The organism is Pseudomonas sp. EGD-AK9, assembly GCF_000465935.2.
Classification (GTDB): domain Bacteria; phylum Pseudomonadota; class Gammaproteobacteria; order Pseudomonadales; family Pseudomonadaceae; genus Aquipseudomonas.
Genome location: NZ_AVOF01000929.1, coordinates 1 through 13,932 on the forward strand (window position 1 = coordinate 1; position 13,932 = coordinate 13,932).

Sequence of the window (13,932 nt, forward strand, 5' to 3'; positions counted from 1 at the left end):
GCCGCCGTGGCCGGCATATTGGGCATCGACCAGGCCCACGCCGAGGTGCTGCCGGCGGACAAGGCGCGGCTGATCGGCGAGCTGCGCCAGAAGGGCACGGTGGCCATGGTCGGCGACGGCATCAACGACGCCCCGGCGCTGGCCGCCGCCGACGTCGGTATCGCCATGGGCGGCGGCACCGATGCGGCCATGCACGCCGCCGGCATCACCCTGATGCGCGGCGACCCGCGCCTGGTGCCGGCGGCGCTGGAGATCAGCCGACGCACCTACGCGAAGATCCGCCAGAACCTGTTCTGGGCCTTCGTCTACAACCTGATCGGCATTCCCCTGGCCGCCGCCGGCCTGCTCAACCCGATGTTCGCCGGCGCCGCCATGGCCCTGTCCAGCGTCAGCGTGGTCAGCAATGCGCTGCTGCTGACCCGCTGGAAGCCGCAAGACTTGTAGGAGAAGGCTTACCCGCGCGGCGCCAGCCCAGGCGCCGCGGCGGTTTTTTCATGACCCGGCGCATAGTATGGGAATGCCATCATTGAACCGCTGCCCGGCGTCCGGCACCCTTCAGCCCTCGCCCAACTCAAGGATGGAGGCCACGGCATGCTGGATGCCAACCAGGCGCATATCACCCTCACCATTCCCGCCGTCGACAACGACCTGCAGGTGCTGAGCTTCGAGGGCCGCGAGGCGCTCAACAAGCCCTACCGTTTCGACATCGAGCTGGTCAGCCAACGCGCCGACCTCGACCTCGATGCGCTGATCAACCAGACCGCCTACCTGGCCTTCGGCCCCTCCGGCAAGGGCGTGCACGGGGTGATCTACAGCATCGAACAGGGCGACTCGGGCAAGCGCCTGACCCGCTACCGCATCGGCCTGCGCCCGCAACTGGCCTACCTGGCGCACCGCCACAACCAGCGCATCTTCCAGCACCTCACGGTGCCGCAGATCGTTGGCCAGATCCTCGAAGAGCACGGCATCCACAGCGATGCCTACCAGTTCCAGCTCGGCTACCTCTACCCCGAGCGCGACTACTGCGTGCAGTACGACGAATCCGACCTGCACTTCATCCAGCGCCTGTGCGAGGAGGAAGGCATCAGCTTCCACTTCCAGCACGGCGAAACCGGCCACCGCCTGGTCTTCGGCGACGACGCCAGCGTATTCCCCAAGCTCGCGCCGCTGAGTTACCAGCAGGACAGCGGCCTGGCCGCCGACCACGAGGTGGTGCGCGCCTTCGGCGTGCGCCTGGAAACCCGCTGCACCCAGGCCAGCTGGCGCGACTACGACTTCGAGCAGCCCAAGCTGCAGATGGAAGCGGACTACCGCAGCGAATTCGCCCCGGCCCTGGAAGTCTACGATTACCCCGGTCGCTTCACCGACCGCACCCGCGGCAAGCACCTGGCCAAGCGCAGTCTGGAGCGTCTGCGCAGCGACTACGAACTGGCCGAAGGCAAGAGCGATGCCTACCTGGCCTGCGGCCACTTCCTCGCCCTGGCGGATCATCCACGCGAACCGTGGAACGACCTCTGGCTGCTGGCCGAGGTGATCCACGAGGGCAAGCAACCGCAGGTGCTGGAAGAGTCGGTCACCAGCAACACCCAGCCGGGCGATGGCTTCCAGCAGGGCTATCGCAACCGCTTTAGCGCCACCCCCTGGGACATCCCCTACCGCCCCGCGCTCGAACATCGCAAACCCAAGGTACTGGGTAGCCAGACGGCCGTGGTCACCGGCCCGGCTGGCGAGGAAATCCACTGCGACCAGTACGGCCGGGTCAAGGTGCAGTTCCACTGGGACCGCGAAGGCCAGGGTGACGACACCACCAGCTGCTGGCTGCGCGTGGCCTCCAACTGGGCCGGCAAGGCCTACGGCGGCGTGGCCATCCCGCGGGTGGGCATGGAGGTGCTGGTCACCTTCCTCGAAGGCGACCCCGACCAGCCGCTGATCACCGGCTGCCTGTACCACGCCGAGCACCTGGTGCCCTACGACCTGCCGGCGAACAAGACCCGCAGCGTCTTCAAGACCCTGAGCAGCCCGGGCGGTGGCGGCTACAACGAATTTCGCATCGAAGACCGCAAGGGCGCCGAGCAGATCTACATCCATGCCCAGCGCGACTGGGACGAGAACATCGAGCACGACCAGAAGATCCGCGTCGGCAATGAACGCCACGACACGGTGGAGGCCAACAGCTACAGCGAGATGCGCGCCGAGGAACACCGCACCACCGACCTCGACCGCAAGGTGGAAGTGCGCGCCAACGACCACCTCACCGTCGCCGCCACCCAGCACAACAAGATCGGCACCGGCCTGTTCATCGAAGCCGGCAACGAGATTCACTACAACGCCGGCAGCAAGCTGGTGATCGACGCCGGCATGGAACTCACCGCCGCCGGTGGCGGCAGCTTCCTCAAGCTCGACCCCAGCGGCGTGACCCTGAGTGGGGCGACGATCAAGATGAATTCGGGGGGCGGGCCGGGGAGTGGGTCGGGGTTGAAGATTTTGCTGCCGGTGATTCCTGGCATGGCCGATAGCGACAAAGCCGGAAACCTGCTCGAAACGGCGCTTGGCCAGCCAAAGTTAAGGGCACCGCAAGGCATTTGTCTGGAATGTTGGAAAAAGGCACTGCGTGAAGGGCAACTGCTGCAAGTAGGTGGCCAGGCATGAGTCTCGACTTGATGGAAGCGGCCTGGAACCAGGCCAGGAAAAACCAGCACCGCTGCCTGGCCATCGTCGAAATGGGATTACTGCCCGACACCTCTCGCCTGCGCCTCCTGCAAACCAACCACCCCAAGCAGGCGCTGATGCATCAGGCAGAGTTCGCCGAACTCAAGGATCACGGCCCTTGGTTGTTGGATCTAACGGCTCTGCCATTCAGCGACTGCCAGACGCTTCTGACACTCGACGACACCTCTGCCTGGATGGGCTGGATCAATACCGCCTGCGACCTTGGCAGCATGGCCGGGCACCTGGGCGATGCACTGCTGGCAACCGATGAACACGACGGCATTTACTTGCTGCGCAGCTATGCCCCTGGGGTGCTGCCACTGCTGCATGCCCGCAGTGAGACAGAATGGCATGACTGGCTGTTCGGCCCGTTGCTCGAGTGGTGGCGGCCAACAACCGATGAAGGCTGGCAAGCCTTGCAAGGTAAAGGGTTGAGCAGCCCGGCAGCCTACCAGCCCATCGTTCTGGATCAGGCGATTTGGCAGCAACTGCAGCTTGACCCCCTGGCCTACAGCCTGACTGCCGAACTGGAGAAAGAGTCAGCCGAGGTGTTCACCAGTGCCTGTCATGGCGACCGTCTAGACCAAGTGCAACGAGCGCTCGATGCCGCTCGCGAGCAAGGGCTGGAGCAAGCGGAAGACATCAGCCTGTTTGCCACCCTGCATCTGCTCGACCGCCAGTTCCCAGCGCACTGGCCGAACTGGCCAAGCGCCCTGCAACAGGTTAAGGAACAGCGCATGCCGCTCGCGCAAGCGCTGAGGACTCTGGATACATGAAGCTCATCAGGCCGTCTCTGCTGCAAAGCACATGGCGTCGGCGCGGGCTGATTCTTTCTCTGTTGATCGTACTGCTGCCCCTGCTGGGGCTTTATCTCTATGGGCAGTTACGCACGCCGGGGGCAATGTTGACCTCGGAAAACTATACGGATAGGCCAATATTCAGCTTTTGGGTCAACGATTTCTGGGGCGGTAACCTGGCCGTAATGGGCGCAGGAGGCATCATGTGCTGCAGGCGCCTGGATGGCCCGACCGCGAAGGTAGTCTGGATTCTCAGTCGAACGGGTGAACAGGCTCGTCAAGGTGTCAAACAGGAACGCCACGAAATCGAACTGCCCATGCCACCACGAGGCCGTGGTGACCGCTATCTGCATGTACGGTTCGATCCGGGCAACCAGGTTCGCCTGGGCTGGAGCCCGGATCTGTTCAGCCCGTTTTCACCACGCCCTGATCGCTCCCAACCCAACGAACAAGGCAGCCAACCATGAGCCTGATCTTGAACTCACCCAATAAACGCAAGTGGCGTCGGCGCGGGCTGATCCTTTCCCTACTGATCGTACTGCTGCCCCTGCTGGGGCTATATCTCTATGGGCAGTTACGCACGCCGGGGGCAATGTTGACCTCGGAAAACTATATGGATAGACCGATAGGAAGCTTCTGGGTCAACGACTTTTGGGGCGGTAACGGAGGCGTGACTTGTTGCTGGCGCCTGGACGGCCCGACTGCAAAGGTGGTGTGGATTCTCAGCATGTCCAAGACTCAGGAGGATCAGGGAATGCAAATAGAACGCCACGAGATTGAACTACCCATGCCCCCACGGAGCCGTAACGACCGCTACCTGCATGTACGGTTCGATCCAGGCAACCAGGTTCGCCTAGGCTGGAGTCCGGATCTATTCAGCCCGTTTTCACCCCGCCCTGATAAGGCGCAGAACAAGGAAGTTGATAATGAGTAACGCCAACCTGGATCGCGCCCAAGCCATTAGCACTCGCGCCAGCCAAGGCGTGGGTAATGGCAAGACAGCGGTACTCCCCTGTGGCGCCACCCTGCATATCGGCTTCTTCTTCGACGGCTTTGGTCGCAATCTGGAAGAGGATCTGCGCAACGACCGCCTGAGCAATGTCGGACGACTGTTCCTCGCACACCCCTACGACCAGAGCTATCCGCCACCCGATCCTTTCAGGCAATTGCAAAAGTTCTATATCTCCGGCCTGGGCGCCACTTTCGATGCCAGCCTTGGCGGCGGAGCTGCGGTGCTCGGTGCGGGGCTCAAGGGCATGGCGAGCAAGGCCGAGGGCAACCTGGCCGAGTTGCCGCAAGGCACGGCAACCGATACGGCGGTAGAAGCCGGCAAGGATATGCTGACGGGCAAGAACTGGTGGGAGCGCCTGCAGCGCAACCTAAGCCACGGCAACCTGGCCAAGGCGGTGGTAGCGGCAGTGGTGACGGCAGGCGCCGAGCTCTCCGAAACGATTCGAGATAATCCGTTGAGCGCCGAGCTGTTCAAGACGGGCGTGGATACGCGGCTGGAATCGGCATTCCAAGCGTTCAATGATGCAATCGGCAAAGCACGGACTGCTGGCGATGTGCAGCTCAAACGACTCGCCATATCGGTCTATGGCTTCGACTTCGGCGCCACCTTGGCGCGCGCCTTCTGCCACAAATTGTTCGAGGCCTGCGAGCCGGGCAGCACCCGCTATCAGGGCTTAGAGCTGGAGGTGGTGTTCGCCGGGCTGTTCGATGCCGTGGATCGCAGCATGCAAAGCTCTATCGTGCTGGAGTACCTGCTGCCGCTGGTCAACCGGGTCGAGGATGGCGAATGCCTGCCAGGGCCGGTTAAGGCCGCCTTGCACCTGGTCGCTGCCCATGAGGTGCGTGGCACCCGGCGTGCTCGGCTGATCGGCACCGGCGCACTCACGCCGCGCTGGGAGGAACGCCTGGTGCCAGGTGTGAGCGATGATGTGGGAGGCGGGTTGCGCCGGGAAGATGCGCCACACAGCCGTGAGCTGCACCTGGCTTGCCTGCACGAGATGTATCGGGCGGCTTATCGAGCGGGAGTGCCCTTTCCCCAATTAGAAGTACTGCAACAGCAAGATAGGTTCGTTGCGAGCTTTTATACATCTAACGACCATATCAACGGCACCAGCGCCCTCGCCGCCAGCACGCGCTATCGGGCTCGCGCAGGCGCAAGCGCAGCCACTGCGAAAGGTTTTCTAGCCCACCGCCGTCTCTATATCCGTCGCCTGCGTCTGCTCTGGCAGCTTTATCGCGAACAGTCCCAGGCCTTTGCTCAGGAAGAAGCACGCCTGGAGCGTCCCCTGCTGGGCCATGAGAGCACACTGGGCAGGCTGTTGGGCCAGGGTAGCGAGAGCATGGCTCAGGCAGAACGGCGGGATACCGCACTGCGCCGCGTCCGTGCCAACCAAGCGCAACTGCGCAAGACCCATGGCTGGCTCGAGGATGTTCAGCGCGAGGCCGAACGGCTGAAAGCAGGCTTCAATACCGCCGAGGAACAAGCCTTGCTCGATGAGTGGTTCAGGGCGGATACACCCAGTCTGAGTTTCGATATCGAAGATCTGCTGGAGTACTTCCTAACTGACCGGCAGATGATCAGCCAGTTACAACCTGAAATCACATATCCCAAGTACTTTCTGGTACGCAATTTCGATGTACCCGATCCCACCAAAACCCAAGGTTTGGCTCCCGACCCACTGGGCCAGGTAATGCCTCGCAAGGCTTGCTGACGAAGGAGTGGGAAAGCGGTAGGCCTCTAGCTCGGGTATCTGGGCGTTTGTTCAGTGCAATACGCGCACTATATCGATCCGCGTTCAAGCCAGTGGGTCAACGAACTGCGCCTGCCCGGCCAGCACGAGTACCGCCAGGGCATGGTCAGCTTCGACGGGCACGAGGAATGGAAGCGCTCGACCGGCTTGCTCGGTTCCGCTAAGCGCTGTGTGCCGCTGGTCTGGGGCGAAGACGACCCCATTCCCTTCGACATAGATATCGGCACTCGCGTAGTGCCGGAAGCCGATGGCAGCGTCCGCCTGCGCCGCGCCTATCACGAGGACGTCGAGGATCTAGCGGCCATCCGCGGCAGCCTTACCTACCAACCCATCGAAGGGCTCTACCTGCCGCCCATCGATATCGACCTGAGCTAAACCATGACCGTAGCTACCAACCACCCCTTCGCCCAACGCCTGGCCCGGGTGCCGGACAGCCGCCTGCTCCAGGCCGATCAGCCGACCGGTGCGCCTCTGATATGCATGCCCGAAGTGGAGGAACAGACCGAGCACTACCTGGCCATCGAGCATGGCGATAGTGCGGACAGGGGGATGCTAACAGGTGCTCTTGGTGGGGGGGTGGGTATTGCCTGTTTCATAATGGGCATCCTTGCCTACGCGGATCGAGATACTGAGTGGGTTATTTACAACCTACTTATCAGCTTGGCAGCAATCATCCTTCCATTTATCTGGGAAGTCCTGCGCCCTATGCCCCTTCCCATCCTGCTCAACCGACGCACCCGCGAGCTGTATTTCGAGCAGGACGACGAGCTTTACCACACACCCTGGGATGACGTCGCGGCAGCCGCCTACGCCTACGGCACCGTTGGCCCCTATACCGCCGGCATGCGCCATGCGGCGCTCGAAGTTCTCCTGCATCGCTTCGGCCACCCCGAGGAGCAGGTGCTGATCAACCTCGGCTCCCCCATCGGCAAGAGTCTGGAAATGCAATTGGCCTTCTGGGAATACCTGCGCGCCTATATGGACAACGGCCCCTGGTTCGACGAGCACGGCCAGCACAGCGACTCTCCGCAGTTCAGCCAGAGCTTGCAGGAAGTACGCAATAGCAAGGGCCAATCGGTACGACTGTATTGGGGGCTGATCAAGGACCAATACCGTGCCAACCAGGGCCGAAACTTTCTCAGCTATACCGACTTCATGCTGCTGCTCGGCAGCATGCTGTTGCTGCCCGTTCGTACCCTGCAAAACTTCACCTACGCCATCGCCAAGCGCCGCTCGCGCAGCCAATGGCCGCAGATGATTCGTGAGCGCCTGCGTGCCGACGGCCCGGCTAGTCGGCTGGTGGATCTGGAGCGAGAACAGGGCCTGATTTGATCGCCGCAGCGCTATCCTGGCGCAATGTACTCACGACGAGGCTCCAAGCATGAACATCGGCCAAGCCGCCAAGCACACCGGCCTCAGCGCCAAGATGATCCGCTACTACGAGTCCATCGACCTGCTGCCGCGGGCCGGGCGTACGGAGAGCGGCTATCGGCAGTACAGCGCCAACGACCTGCACCGCCTGGCCTTTATCAAGCGGGCGCGGGATCTGGGGTTTTCCCTGGAGGAGGTGGGCCGGCTGCTGGCGCTGTGGCAGGACAAGAGTCGCGCCAGTGCCGATGTGAAGGCACTGGCCGAGGGGCATATCGCCACGCTTTCGCGCAAGATCGCGGAGATGAGCGCGCTGCGCGATACGCTGGTGGAGCTGGCGAACAGCTGCCAGGGCGATAGCCGGCCGGATTGTCCGATTCTGCAGGGGCTGGAAGAGGGCGTGAATTGCGGCGCGGCGGGATGTTCGTCGCACCCTCAGCGCTAACGACGCGGCGTGGGGTACACAGCGACTAGGGTGTCGCGGGGCCGCCCAGGTCGTGCGCACCTGAGGCTCGCGCGCGGCAAACCCTACGGACAGCATATCCAGGCGTTGGGGGCATAGCCCTGCAATCCGGGAGATGCGAGCGTCAACCCCGGATTTCATGCAGTCCCACAAGCGTCGGCGCGCATGGCGCACCCTGCGGGTTTAGGCGTCTGCCGAGTCAGCGCATCCAGGGTGGCGTCGGTTCGGCGTCCTTGGGCGCGTCTTCGGCATTGAGCAAGGCCTGGCGCCGTGCCTCTTCGGCCAGGGCGGCCTTGATCTCGCGCATCACCGCGTCGATATCGGCGGCGTCTTCGGCTTCGGCGAATTCGCCGGTCAGCTGGCTGTTCGGCTGCAGTTTGCCCGCCTCGTAGAGCGCCCACATTTCCTTGGCGTACTTGGTGTATTTCAGCTCGGGGGCAAATTGGCCGAAGTACTCGGCCATGTTGCGCACGTCGCGTTCGAGCATGCTGAAGGCATGGTTGTTGGCGGCGGCGTCCACTGCCTGCGGCAGGTCGATGATCACCGGGCCGTCCGGACCAAGCAGCACGTTGAATTCCGACAGGTCGCCATGCACCAGGCCGGCGCAGAGCATCTTGACGATTTCCTGGATCATGAAGGCGTGGAACTCGCGGGCGTCGTCCGGGTGCAGCTCGACGTCGTTGAGCCGCGGCGCCACGTCGCCCTGGCCGTCGCTGACCAGCTCCATCAGCAGCACGCCGTCGAGAAAGTCGTAGGGCTTGGGCACCCGCACGCCGGCGCTGGCCAGGTGGAACAGGGCCGCCACCTCGGCGTTCTGCCAGGCCTGCTCCTGCTCCTTGCGCCCGTACTTGCTGCCCTTGGCCATGGCCCGCGCCTGGCGGCTACCGCGCACCTTGCGGCCCTCCTGATACTCGGCGGCCTGGCGAAAACTGCGTTTGTTGGCTTCCTTGTAGACCTTGGCGCAGCGCAGCTCGTCGCCACAGCGCACCACATAGACCGCTGCTTCCTTGCCGCTCATCAGCGGGCGCAGCACTTCGTCCACCAGGCCGTCTTCGACCAGGGGTTCAATACGTTTGGGCGTCTTCATCGGCGTGGATCACGGGTCCTTTTTGGCCTGGGGCGGGGCTTGCAGGAGCCATCCTCTCACAGCGCGAGGCAGATGCCGACTCCCGCCGCGCATGCGCTGACCAGTTGCCCGACCGGGCAGCGCGGCAAATGCCGGGACCGCGCCCTCAGAGTGCGTCCAGCTGCGCCCGCAGGCGTCGCAGCACGGCCAGCGACTCGGGGTTGTCGCCGTGCACGCAGAGGCTGTCGGCGCGCAGGCGCAGCGGTTTGCCGTCGAGGTCGGGGAAGGCCTGGCCGCGGGCGATGGCCAGGGCCTGGGCGAGGATGCGTTCGGGGTCCTGGTGCACCGCGCCGCTGAGCCGGCGCGGCGCCAGCTGGCCGTCGGCCAGGTAGGCGCGGTCGGCGAAGGCCTCGAACATCAGCGGTACGTCGGCCTCGTCGGCCAGACACAACTCACGCTGGTTGTCGGCCAGGGCCAGCACCATCAGCGGCAGGCCCTTGCGGTAGCTGGCGCAGGCATCGAGCACCGCGGCGAGCAGGGCATCGTCGCGCACCAGGTCGTTGTACAGCGCACCGTGCGGCTTGACGTAGGCCAGCTGGCCGCCGGCGGCGCGGCAGAAGGCGTCCAGCGCGCCGATCTGGTACAGCACCAGGGCGTGGACTTCCTCCGGCGAGCACTGCAGATGGCGGCGGCCGAAGCCCTGCAGGTCGGGGTAGGACGGATGAGCGCCGATGCGCACGCCGTGCTCGACCGCCAGCGCCACGCTGCGCGCCATGATCAGCGGGTCGCCGGCGTGAAAGCCGCAGGCCAGGTTGGCCTGGTCGATCAGCGGCATGGCCAGCGCGTCGTCGCCCATGCGCCAGGCGCCGAAGCCCTCGCCCATGTCGCAGTTGAGAAGGATGCGGTTCATGCCGGCAGCTTAAGGCGCGCCGGGCGATTCGCAAAGGCCGGCGGCTCAGCCGAGAAACAGTCGCATTTACAAAATTTACAACCCACTCCCAGCCCAGTCGCCACGCGCCCTGCAGAAGTTGCTTACGCCGTTGAAACTCATTCGCGATTGAACCTTATATGCAAATCACTATCATCGCGGCCGTCTCGCCTCCAATCCTTACACCGCCAGGAGTAGATCGATGTCCGCCCTCAGTTCCCGCAGCGCCTTGGCCAGCGCCATTGCCCTCGTCACCAGCCTCGGCGCCCAGGCCAGCGAGCCGGTCGCCCTCGGCGACGTGGTGGTCACCGCCGCCGGCTTCGAGCAGAAGATCACCGACGCGCCGGCCAGCATCAGCGTGATCGGCCGCGAGGAGCTGCAGCAAAAGCGCTACAGCAACCTGGCCGAGGCCCTGGAGGACGTCGAAGGCGTCGACATCGGCCAGGGCACCGGCAAGACCGGCGGGCTGAACATCAGCATCCGCGGCCTGCCGAGCGACTACAGCCTGATCCTGATCGACGGCCGTCGGCAGAACGCCGCCGGCAACGTCACCCCCAACAGCTTCAACGAGACCGCCACCAGCTTCATGCCGCCGCTGTCGGCCATCGAGCGCATCGAGGTGATCCGCGGGCCGATGTCGACCCTGTACGGTTCCGACGCCATGGGCGGGGTGATCAACATCATCACCCGCAAGGTGGGCAAGGCCTGGGGCGGCAGCCTGACCCTGGATCACACCTTCCAGGAAAACCGCGACTTCGGCGACACCAGCAACACCAGCTTCTATGCCAGCGGCCCATTGATCGACAACCTGCTCGGCCTGCAGGTACGCGGCAGCCTGTACGACCGCGGCGAGTCCGACCTCGAGTTCGACGACGACAGCACCGTCAGCAAGCGCGGCGCAGCGCCGGTGGAGGGCCGCAACTACAACCTCGGCGGCCGCCTGACCTTCACCCCACAGGACAACCACGATTTCGCCCTGGACTTCGAGCGCGGCCGCCAGGTCTACGACAACGACGACTGCCAGCTCGGCACCCTGGACGGCAAGAGCGGCGGCAACGCCATCGGCGGCTGCAGCGTCGACCAACCGACCCTCGCCAACGGCTACGGGGACGAACTGCGTTTCCAGCGCGACCAGTTCGCCCTGTCGCACACCGGCCGTTTCGATATCGGCACCCTCGACAGCAGCCTGACCCACAACACCACCGAGACCCTGGGGCGCACCATTCCCGGCACCGTCGGCGTGCCCTACACGGGCTACCCGGCGATCGTCGGCGGCGACGACCGCCTGCTGAAGTCCACCGACCTGGTGTTCGACAGCAAACTGGTGGCGCCAGTGGGCGAGTCGCACAACGTCACCCTCGGCGGCCAGTACTGGGACGCCAAGGTCGAGGACGGCATCGCCGACGAAGACTTCCAGCAGACCTCCTGGGCGCTGTTCGTCGAGGACGAGTGGCGCCTGCGCCACGACCTGGCCCTGACCCTGGGCGGCCGTTACGAGGATCACGAAGCCTTCGGCGGCCACTTCAGCCCGCGCGCCTACCTGGTGTGGAACACCAACGACAACTGGACGCTCAAGGGCGGCGTGAGCAAGGGCTACAAGACGCCGAGCCTCAACCAGCTGCACGACGGCATCAACGGCGTCACCGCCCAGGGCCGCACCATCACCATCGGCAGCCCGGACCTCGACCCGGAAACCACCACCAACACCGAGTTCGGCGCCTACTACGACAACCTCGCCGGCTTCAGCGCCAATGCCACGCTGTTCCACACCAAGTTCAAGGACAAGATCGACGACGGCGCGCCGATCGCCAACTGCAACTTCCCCGGCGCCCCGAACCAGCCGGGCTGCATCAGCCTGGGCAGCAGCTTCCTGCAGGAAAGCTTCGCGCAGAGCGTCAACATCGGCGAAGCCAAGACCCGGGGCGTGGAACTGGCCAGCCGCTGGCAGTTCGCCCCGGGCTGGACCCTGGCCGGCAACTACACCTACACCGACAGCGAGCAGAGCAGCGGCGCCGACAAGGGCGCGCCACTGACCAACACGCCGCAACACATGCTCAACGCCAGCCTCAACTGGCATGCAACCGAGCGCCTGAGCCTGTGGTTCAAGGGCGAGTACCGCGGCGAGCGGGCGCGCTTCAACCAGCGCTACGCCAACCTGACGGCCGCCAACCAGGCGCTGCAGGATCAGGTCGGCGACCTCAAGGCCTACGAGCTGTTCCACCTCGGCGGCTCGTTCAAGGCGTCGCAGAACCTCACCCTCAACGCCACCCTCTACAACCTGTTCGACAAGGACTTCCTCGACGGCGATAGCTACACCACCAATACCGGCGCCAACGGCTGGGCCTCCTACTACACGCAGATCGCCCAATCCACCACCGGCACCCTCGAAGAGGGCCGTCGCCTGTGGCTGTCGGCCGTGCTCGAGTTCTGACCCGGCACAGCCCAACCCCCGGCCGCACGGCCGGGGTTATCGAATCGGCACCCTGCGCCAACGGCACTGGATCGGCTCGGCCGCGAGCAGGTGCAGGCCCTGCGCGAGGCCGGGCGCTATCGGCGGAATCTGTAGCGAGGGCGGCCATGGGGCGTGCTCGGGCAAGCGCCGCACAGCCTTGGTGCAAACCCCGGATTCGCGGCATTTCCCGCCACTTTTCCGCGACTTGCGCTTGTCACCCGGGCGACGCTGGGGTATCTGTGCACTCGCTGTGCTCCCAGATCAGTTCGGAATCGCCCATGACCTTCGAAGTCCCCGCCCATAGCGCCAGCGGCAAGCCCGCCGGGCGCATCCGCCAGAAGAACGAAGAAGCCATCATCCAAGCCGCCGAAGAGGAGTTCGCCCGCCACGGCTTCAAGGGCACCAGCATGAACACCATCGCGCAGAACGTCGGCCTGCCCAAGGCCAACCTGCACTACTACTTCAACAACAAGCTGGGCCTGTACCTGGCGGTGCTGAGCAACATCCTCGAACTGTGGGACAGCACCTTCAACACCCTGACCGTCGACGACGACCCGGCCGAGGCGCTGGCGCGCTACATCCGCGCCAAGATGGAGTTCTCCCGCCGCCAGCCGAAGGCCTCGCGGATCTTCGCCATGGAAGTGATCAGCGGCGGCGACTGCCTGTCGCAGTACTTCAACCAGAACTACCTGGACTGGTTCCGCGGCCGCGCCGCGGTGTTCGAGGCCTGGATCGCCGCCGGCAAGATGGACCCGGTCGACCCGGTGCACCTGATCTTCCTGCTGTGGAGCAGCACCCAGCACTACGCCGACTTCGCCTCGCAGATCTGCCGGGTCAGCGGCCGCTCGCGCCTGACCAAGCAGGACTTCGAAGCCGCCACAGGCAACCTGATCCAGATCATCCTCAAGGGCTGCGGCCTGACGCCGCCCGCCAAGCCCTGATGGCCTTCACCCTCAGCGCGCCCTGCGAGTACCGCGAGGAGATCCGCAAGAGCCGCTTTCACGCCCTCGCCGCGCCGGTCGCCAGCGCGGCCGAGGCGCAGGCCTTTATCGCTGCCCACAGCGACCCCGGTGCCTCGCACAACTGCTGGGCCTGGAAGGTCGGCGCGCAGTACCGCTTCAGCGACGACGGCGAACCCGGCGGCACCGCCGGCCGGCCGATTCTCGCCGCCATCGAAGGCCAGGCGTGCGACCAGGTGGCGGTGCTGGTGATCCGCTGGTACGGCGGCATCCAGCTCGGCACCGGCGGCCTGGCACGTGCCTACGGCGGCAGTGCGGCCAAGTGCCTGCAGGGCGGCGAGCGCCGCGAGCTGGTGCCGCGCCAGGCCTGCCACTGCCACCTGCAGTTCGCCGAACTGGCGCCGTTCAAGGCGCGCCTGGGCGAGTTC

The 13,932-nt window shown here is 64.7% G+C and carries 14 protein-coding genes; 12 read left to right on the plus strand and 2 right to left on the minus strand.

What is annotated here, in order from left to right; translation table 11 throughout:
• From N878_RS25655 to cueR, 9 genes are all read left to right on the plus strand, one after another.
• Positions 1 to 444 (plus strand): HAD-IC family P-type ATPase (locus N878_RS25655; RefSeq protein ID WP_021446327.1); only part of this gene is annotated, 444 nt, incomplete at its 5' end.
• A 147-nt stretch (positions 445 to 591) separates the two neighbouring features.
• Positions 592 to 2,649, plus strand: coding sequence for a type VI secretion system tip protein VgrG (locus N878_RS25660; RefSeq protein WP_021446328.1), 2,058 nt, complete (start codon positions 592 to 594; stop codon positions 2,647 to 2,649).
• Complete coding sequence (locus tag N878_RS25665; RefSeq protein ID WP_021446329.1) at positions 2,646 to 3,485, plus strand: DUF4123 domain-containing protein; 840 nt, start codon at positions 2,646 to 2,648, stop codon at positions 3,483 to 3,485. The genes N878_RS25660 and N878_RS25665 overlap by 4 nt, the downstream gene beginning before the upstream one ends.
• Positions 3,482 to 3,973, plus strand: a complete 492-nt coding sequence (locus tag N878_RS27920) for a DUF3304 domain-containing protein (protein WP_082457962.1) — start codon at positions 3,482 to 3,484, stop codon at positions 3,971 to 3,973. The genes N878_RS25665 and N878_RS27920 overlap by 4 nt, the downstream gene beginning before the upstream one ends.
• Positions 3,970 to 4,440, plus strand: coding sequence for a DUF3304 domain-containing protein (locus N878_RS25670; RefSeq protein WP_021446330.1), 471 nt, complete (start codon positions 3,970 to 3,972; stop codon positions 4,438 to 4,440). The genes N878_RS27920 and N878_RS25670 overlap by 4 nt, the downstream gene beginning before the upstream one ends.
• Positions 4,433 to 6,229, plus strand: a complete 1,797-nt coding sequence (locus tag N878_RS25675; RefSeq protein WP_021446331.1) for a DUF2235 domain-containing protein — start codon at positions 4,433 to 4,435, stop codon at positions 6,227 to 6,229. The genes N878_RS25670 and N878_RS25675 overlap by 8 nt, the downstream gene beginning before the upstream one ends.
• 54 nt (positions 6,230 to 6,283) lie before the next feature.
• The gene (locus N878_RS25680) at positions 6,284 to 6,643 is read left to right on the plus strand and encodes a hypothetical protein (RefSeq protein ID WP_021446332.1); all 360 of its coding nucleotides are present in this window, start codon (positions 6,284 to 6,286) and stop codon (positions 6,641 to 6,643) included.
• Positions 6,644 to 6,646: 3 nt separating this feature from the next.
• On the plus strand, positions 6,647 to 7,600 hold the full coding sequence (locus N878_RS25685; protein ID WP_256218144.1) for a hypothetical protein: 954 nt from the start codon (positions 6,647 to 6,649) through the stop codon (positions 7,598 to 7,600).
• Positions 7,601 to 7,649: 49 nt separating this feature from the next.
• Positions 7,650 to 8,081, plus strand: coding sequence for a Cu(I)-responsive transcriptional regulator (gene cueR, locus N878_RS25690; protein ID WP_021446334.1), 432 nt, complete (start codon positions 7,650 to 7,652; stop codon positions 8,079 to 8,081).
• A gap of 217 nt (positions 8,082 to 8,298) precedes the next feature.
• On the opposite strand, the gene N878_RS25695 is transcribed toward cueR, so the two are convergent.
• Together N878_RS25695 and N878_RS25700 are read right to left on the minus strand one after the other, a co-directional pair.
• A complete protein-coding gene (locus tag N878_RS25695; RefSeq protein WP_021446335.1) occupies positions 8,299 to 9,186 on the minus strand; it encodes a PA4780 family RIO1-like protein kinase in 888 nt (295 codons plus the stop codon).
• Positions 9,187 to 9,331: 145 nt separating this feature from the next.
• Positions 9,332 to 10,075, minus strand: coding sequence for a 5-oxoprolinase subunit PxpA (locus N878_RS25700; RefSeq protein WP_021446336.1), 744 nt, complete (start codon positions 10,073 to 10,075; stop codon positions 9,332 to 9,334).
• 220 nt (positions 10,076 to 10,295) lie between these two features.
• Between N878_RS25700 and N878_RS25705 the strand changes: the two genes are divergently transcribed.
• From N878_RS25705 to N878_RS25715, 3 genes are all read left to right on the plus strand, one after another.
• Positions 10,296 to 12,524, plus strand: coding sequence for a TonB-dependent receptor (locus tag N878_RS25705; protein ID WP_021446337.1), 2,229 nt, complete (start codon positions 10,296 to 10,298; stop codon positions 12,522 to 12,524).
• Between the two features lie 299 nt (positions 12,525 to 12,823).
• Positions 12,824 to 13,486, plus strand: coding sequence for a TetR/AcrR family transcriptional regulator (locus tag N878_RS25710; RefSeq protein WP_021446338.1), 663 nt, complete (start codon positions 12,824 to 12,826; stop codon positions 13,484 to 13,486).
• The coding region (locus N878_RS25715; protein WP_021446339.1) for a YigZ family protein at positions 13,486 to 13,932 on the plus strand (447 nt) is incomplete at its 3' end. The genes N878_RS25710 and N878_RS25715, both read left to right, overlap by 1 nt.

Excerpts from the sequence above, each read along its gene's own strand:
- N878_RS25700 (WP_021446336.1), bottom strand. The coding sequence starts at position 10,075 with ATGAACCGCATCCTTCTCAACTGCGACATGGGCGAGGGCTTCGGCGCC.
- N878_RS25665 (WP_021446329.1), top strand. The coding sequence starts at position 2,646 with ATGAGTCTCGACTTGATGGAAGCGGCCTGGAACCAGGCCAGGAAAAAC.
- N878_RS25710 (WP_021446338.1), top strand. The coding sequence starts at position 12,824 with ATGACCTTCGAAGTCCCCGCCCATAGCGCCAGCGGCAAGCCCGCCGGG.
- N878_RS27920 (WP_082457962.1), top strand. The coding sequence starts at position 3,482 with ATGAAGCTCATCAGGCCGTCTCTGCTGCAAAGCACATGGCGTCGGCGC.
- N878_RS25695 (WP_021446335.1), bottom strand. The coding sequence starts at position 9,186 with ATGAAGACGCCCAAACGTATTGAACCCCTGGTCGAAGACGGCCTGGTG.
- N878_RS25685 (WP_256218144.1), top strand. The coding sequence starts at position 6,647 with ATGACCGTAGCTACCAACCACCCCTTCGCCCAACGCCTGGCCCGGGTG.
- N878_RS25660 (WP_021446328.1), top strand. The coding sequence starts at position 592 with ATGCTGGATGCCAACCAGGCGCATATCACCCTCACCATTCCCGCCGTC.
- N878_RS25670 (WP_021446330.1), top strand. The coding sequence starts at position 3,970 with ATGAGCCTGATCTTGAACTCACCCAATAAACGCAAGTGGCGTCGGCGC.
- N878_RS25705 (WP_021446337.1), top strand. The coding sequence starts at position 10,296 with ATGTCCGCCCTCAGTTCCCGCAGCGCCTTGGCCAGCGCCATTGCCCTC.
- N878_RS25675 (WP_021446331.1), top strand. The coding sequence starts at position 4,433 with ATGAGTAACGCCAACCTGGATCGCGCCCAAGCCATTAGCACTCGCGCC.
- cueR (WP_021446334.1), top strand. The coding sequence starts at position 7,650 with ATGAACATCGGCCAAGCCGCCAAGCACACCGGCCTCAGCGCCAAGATG.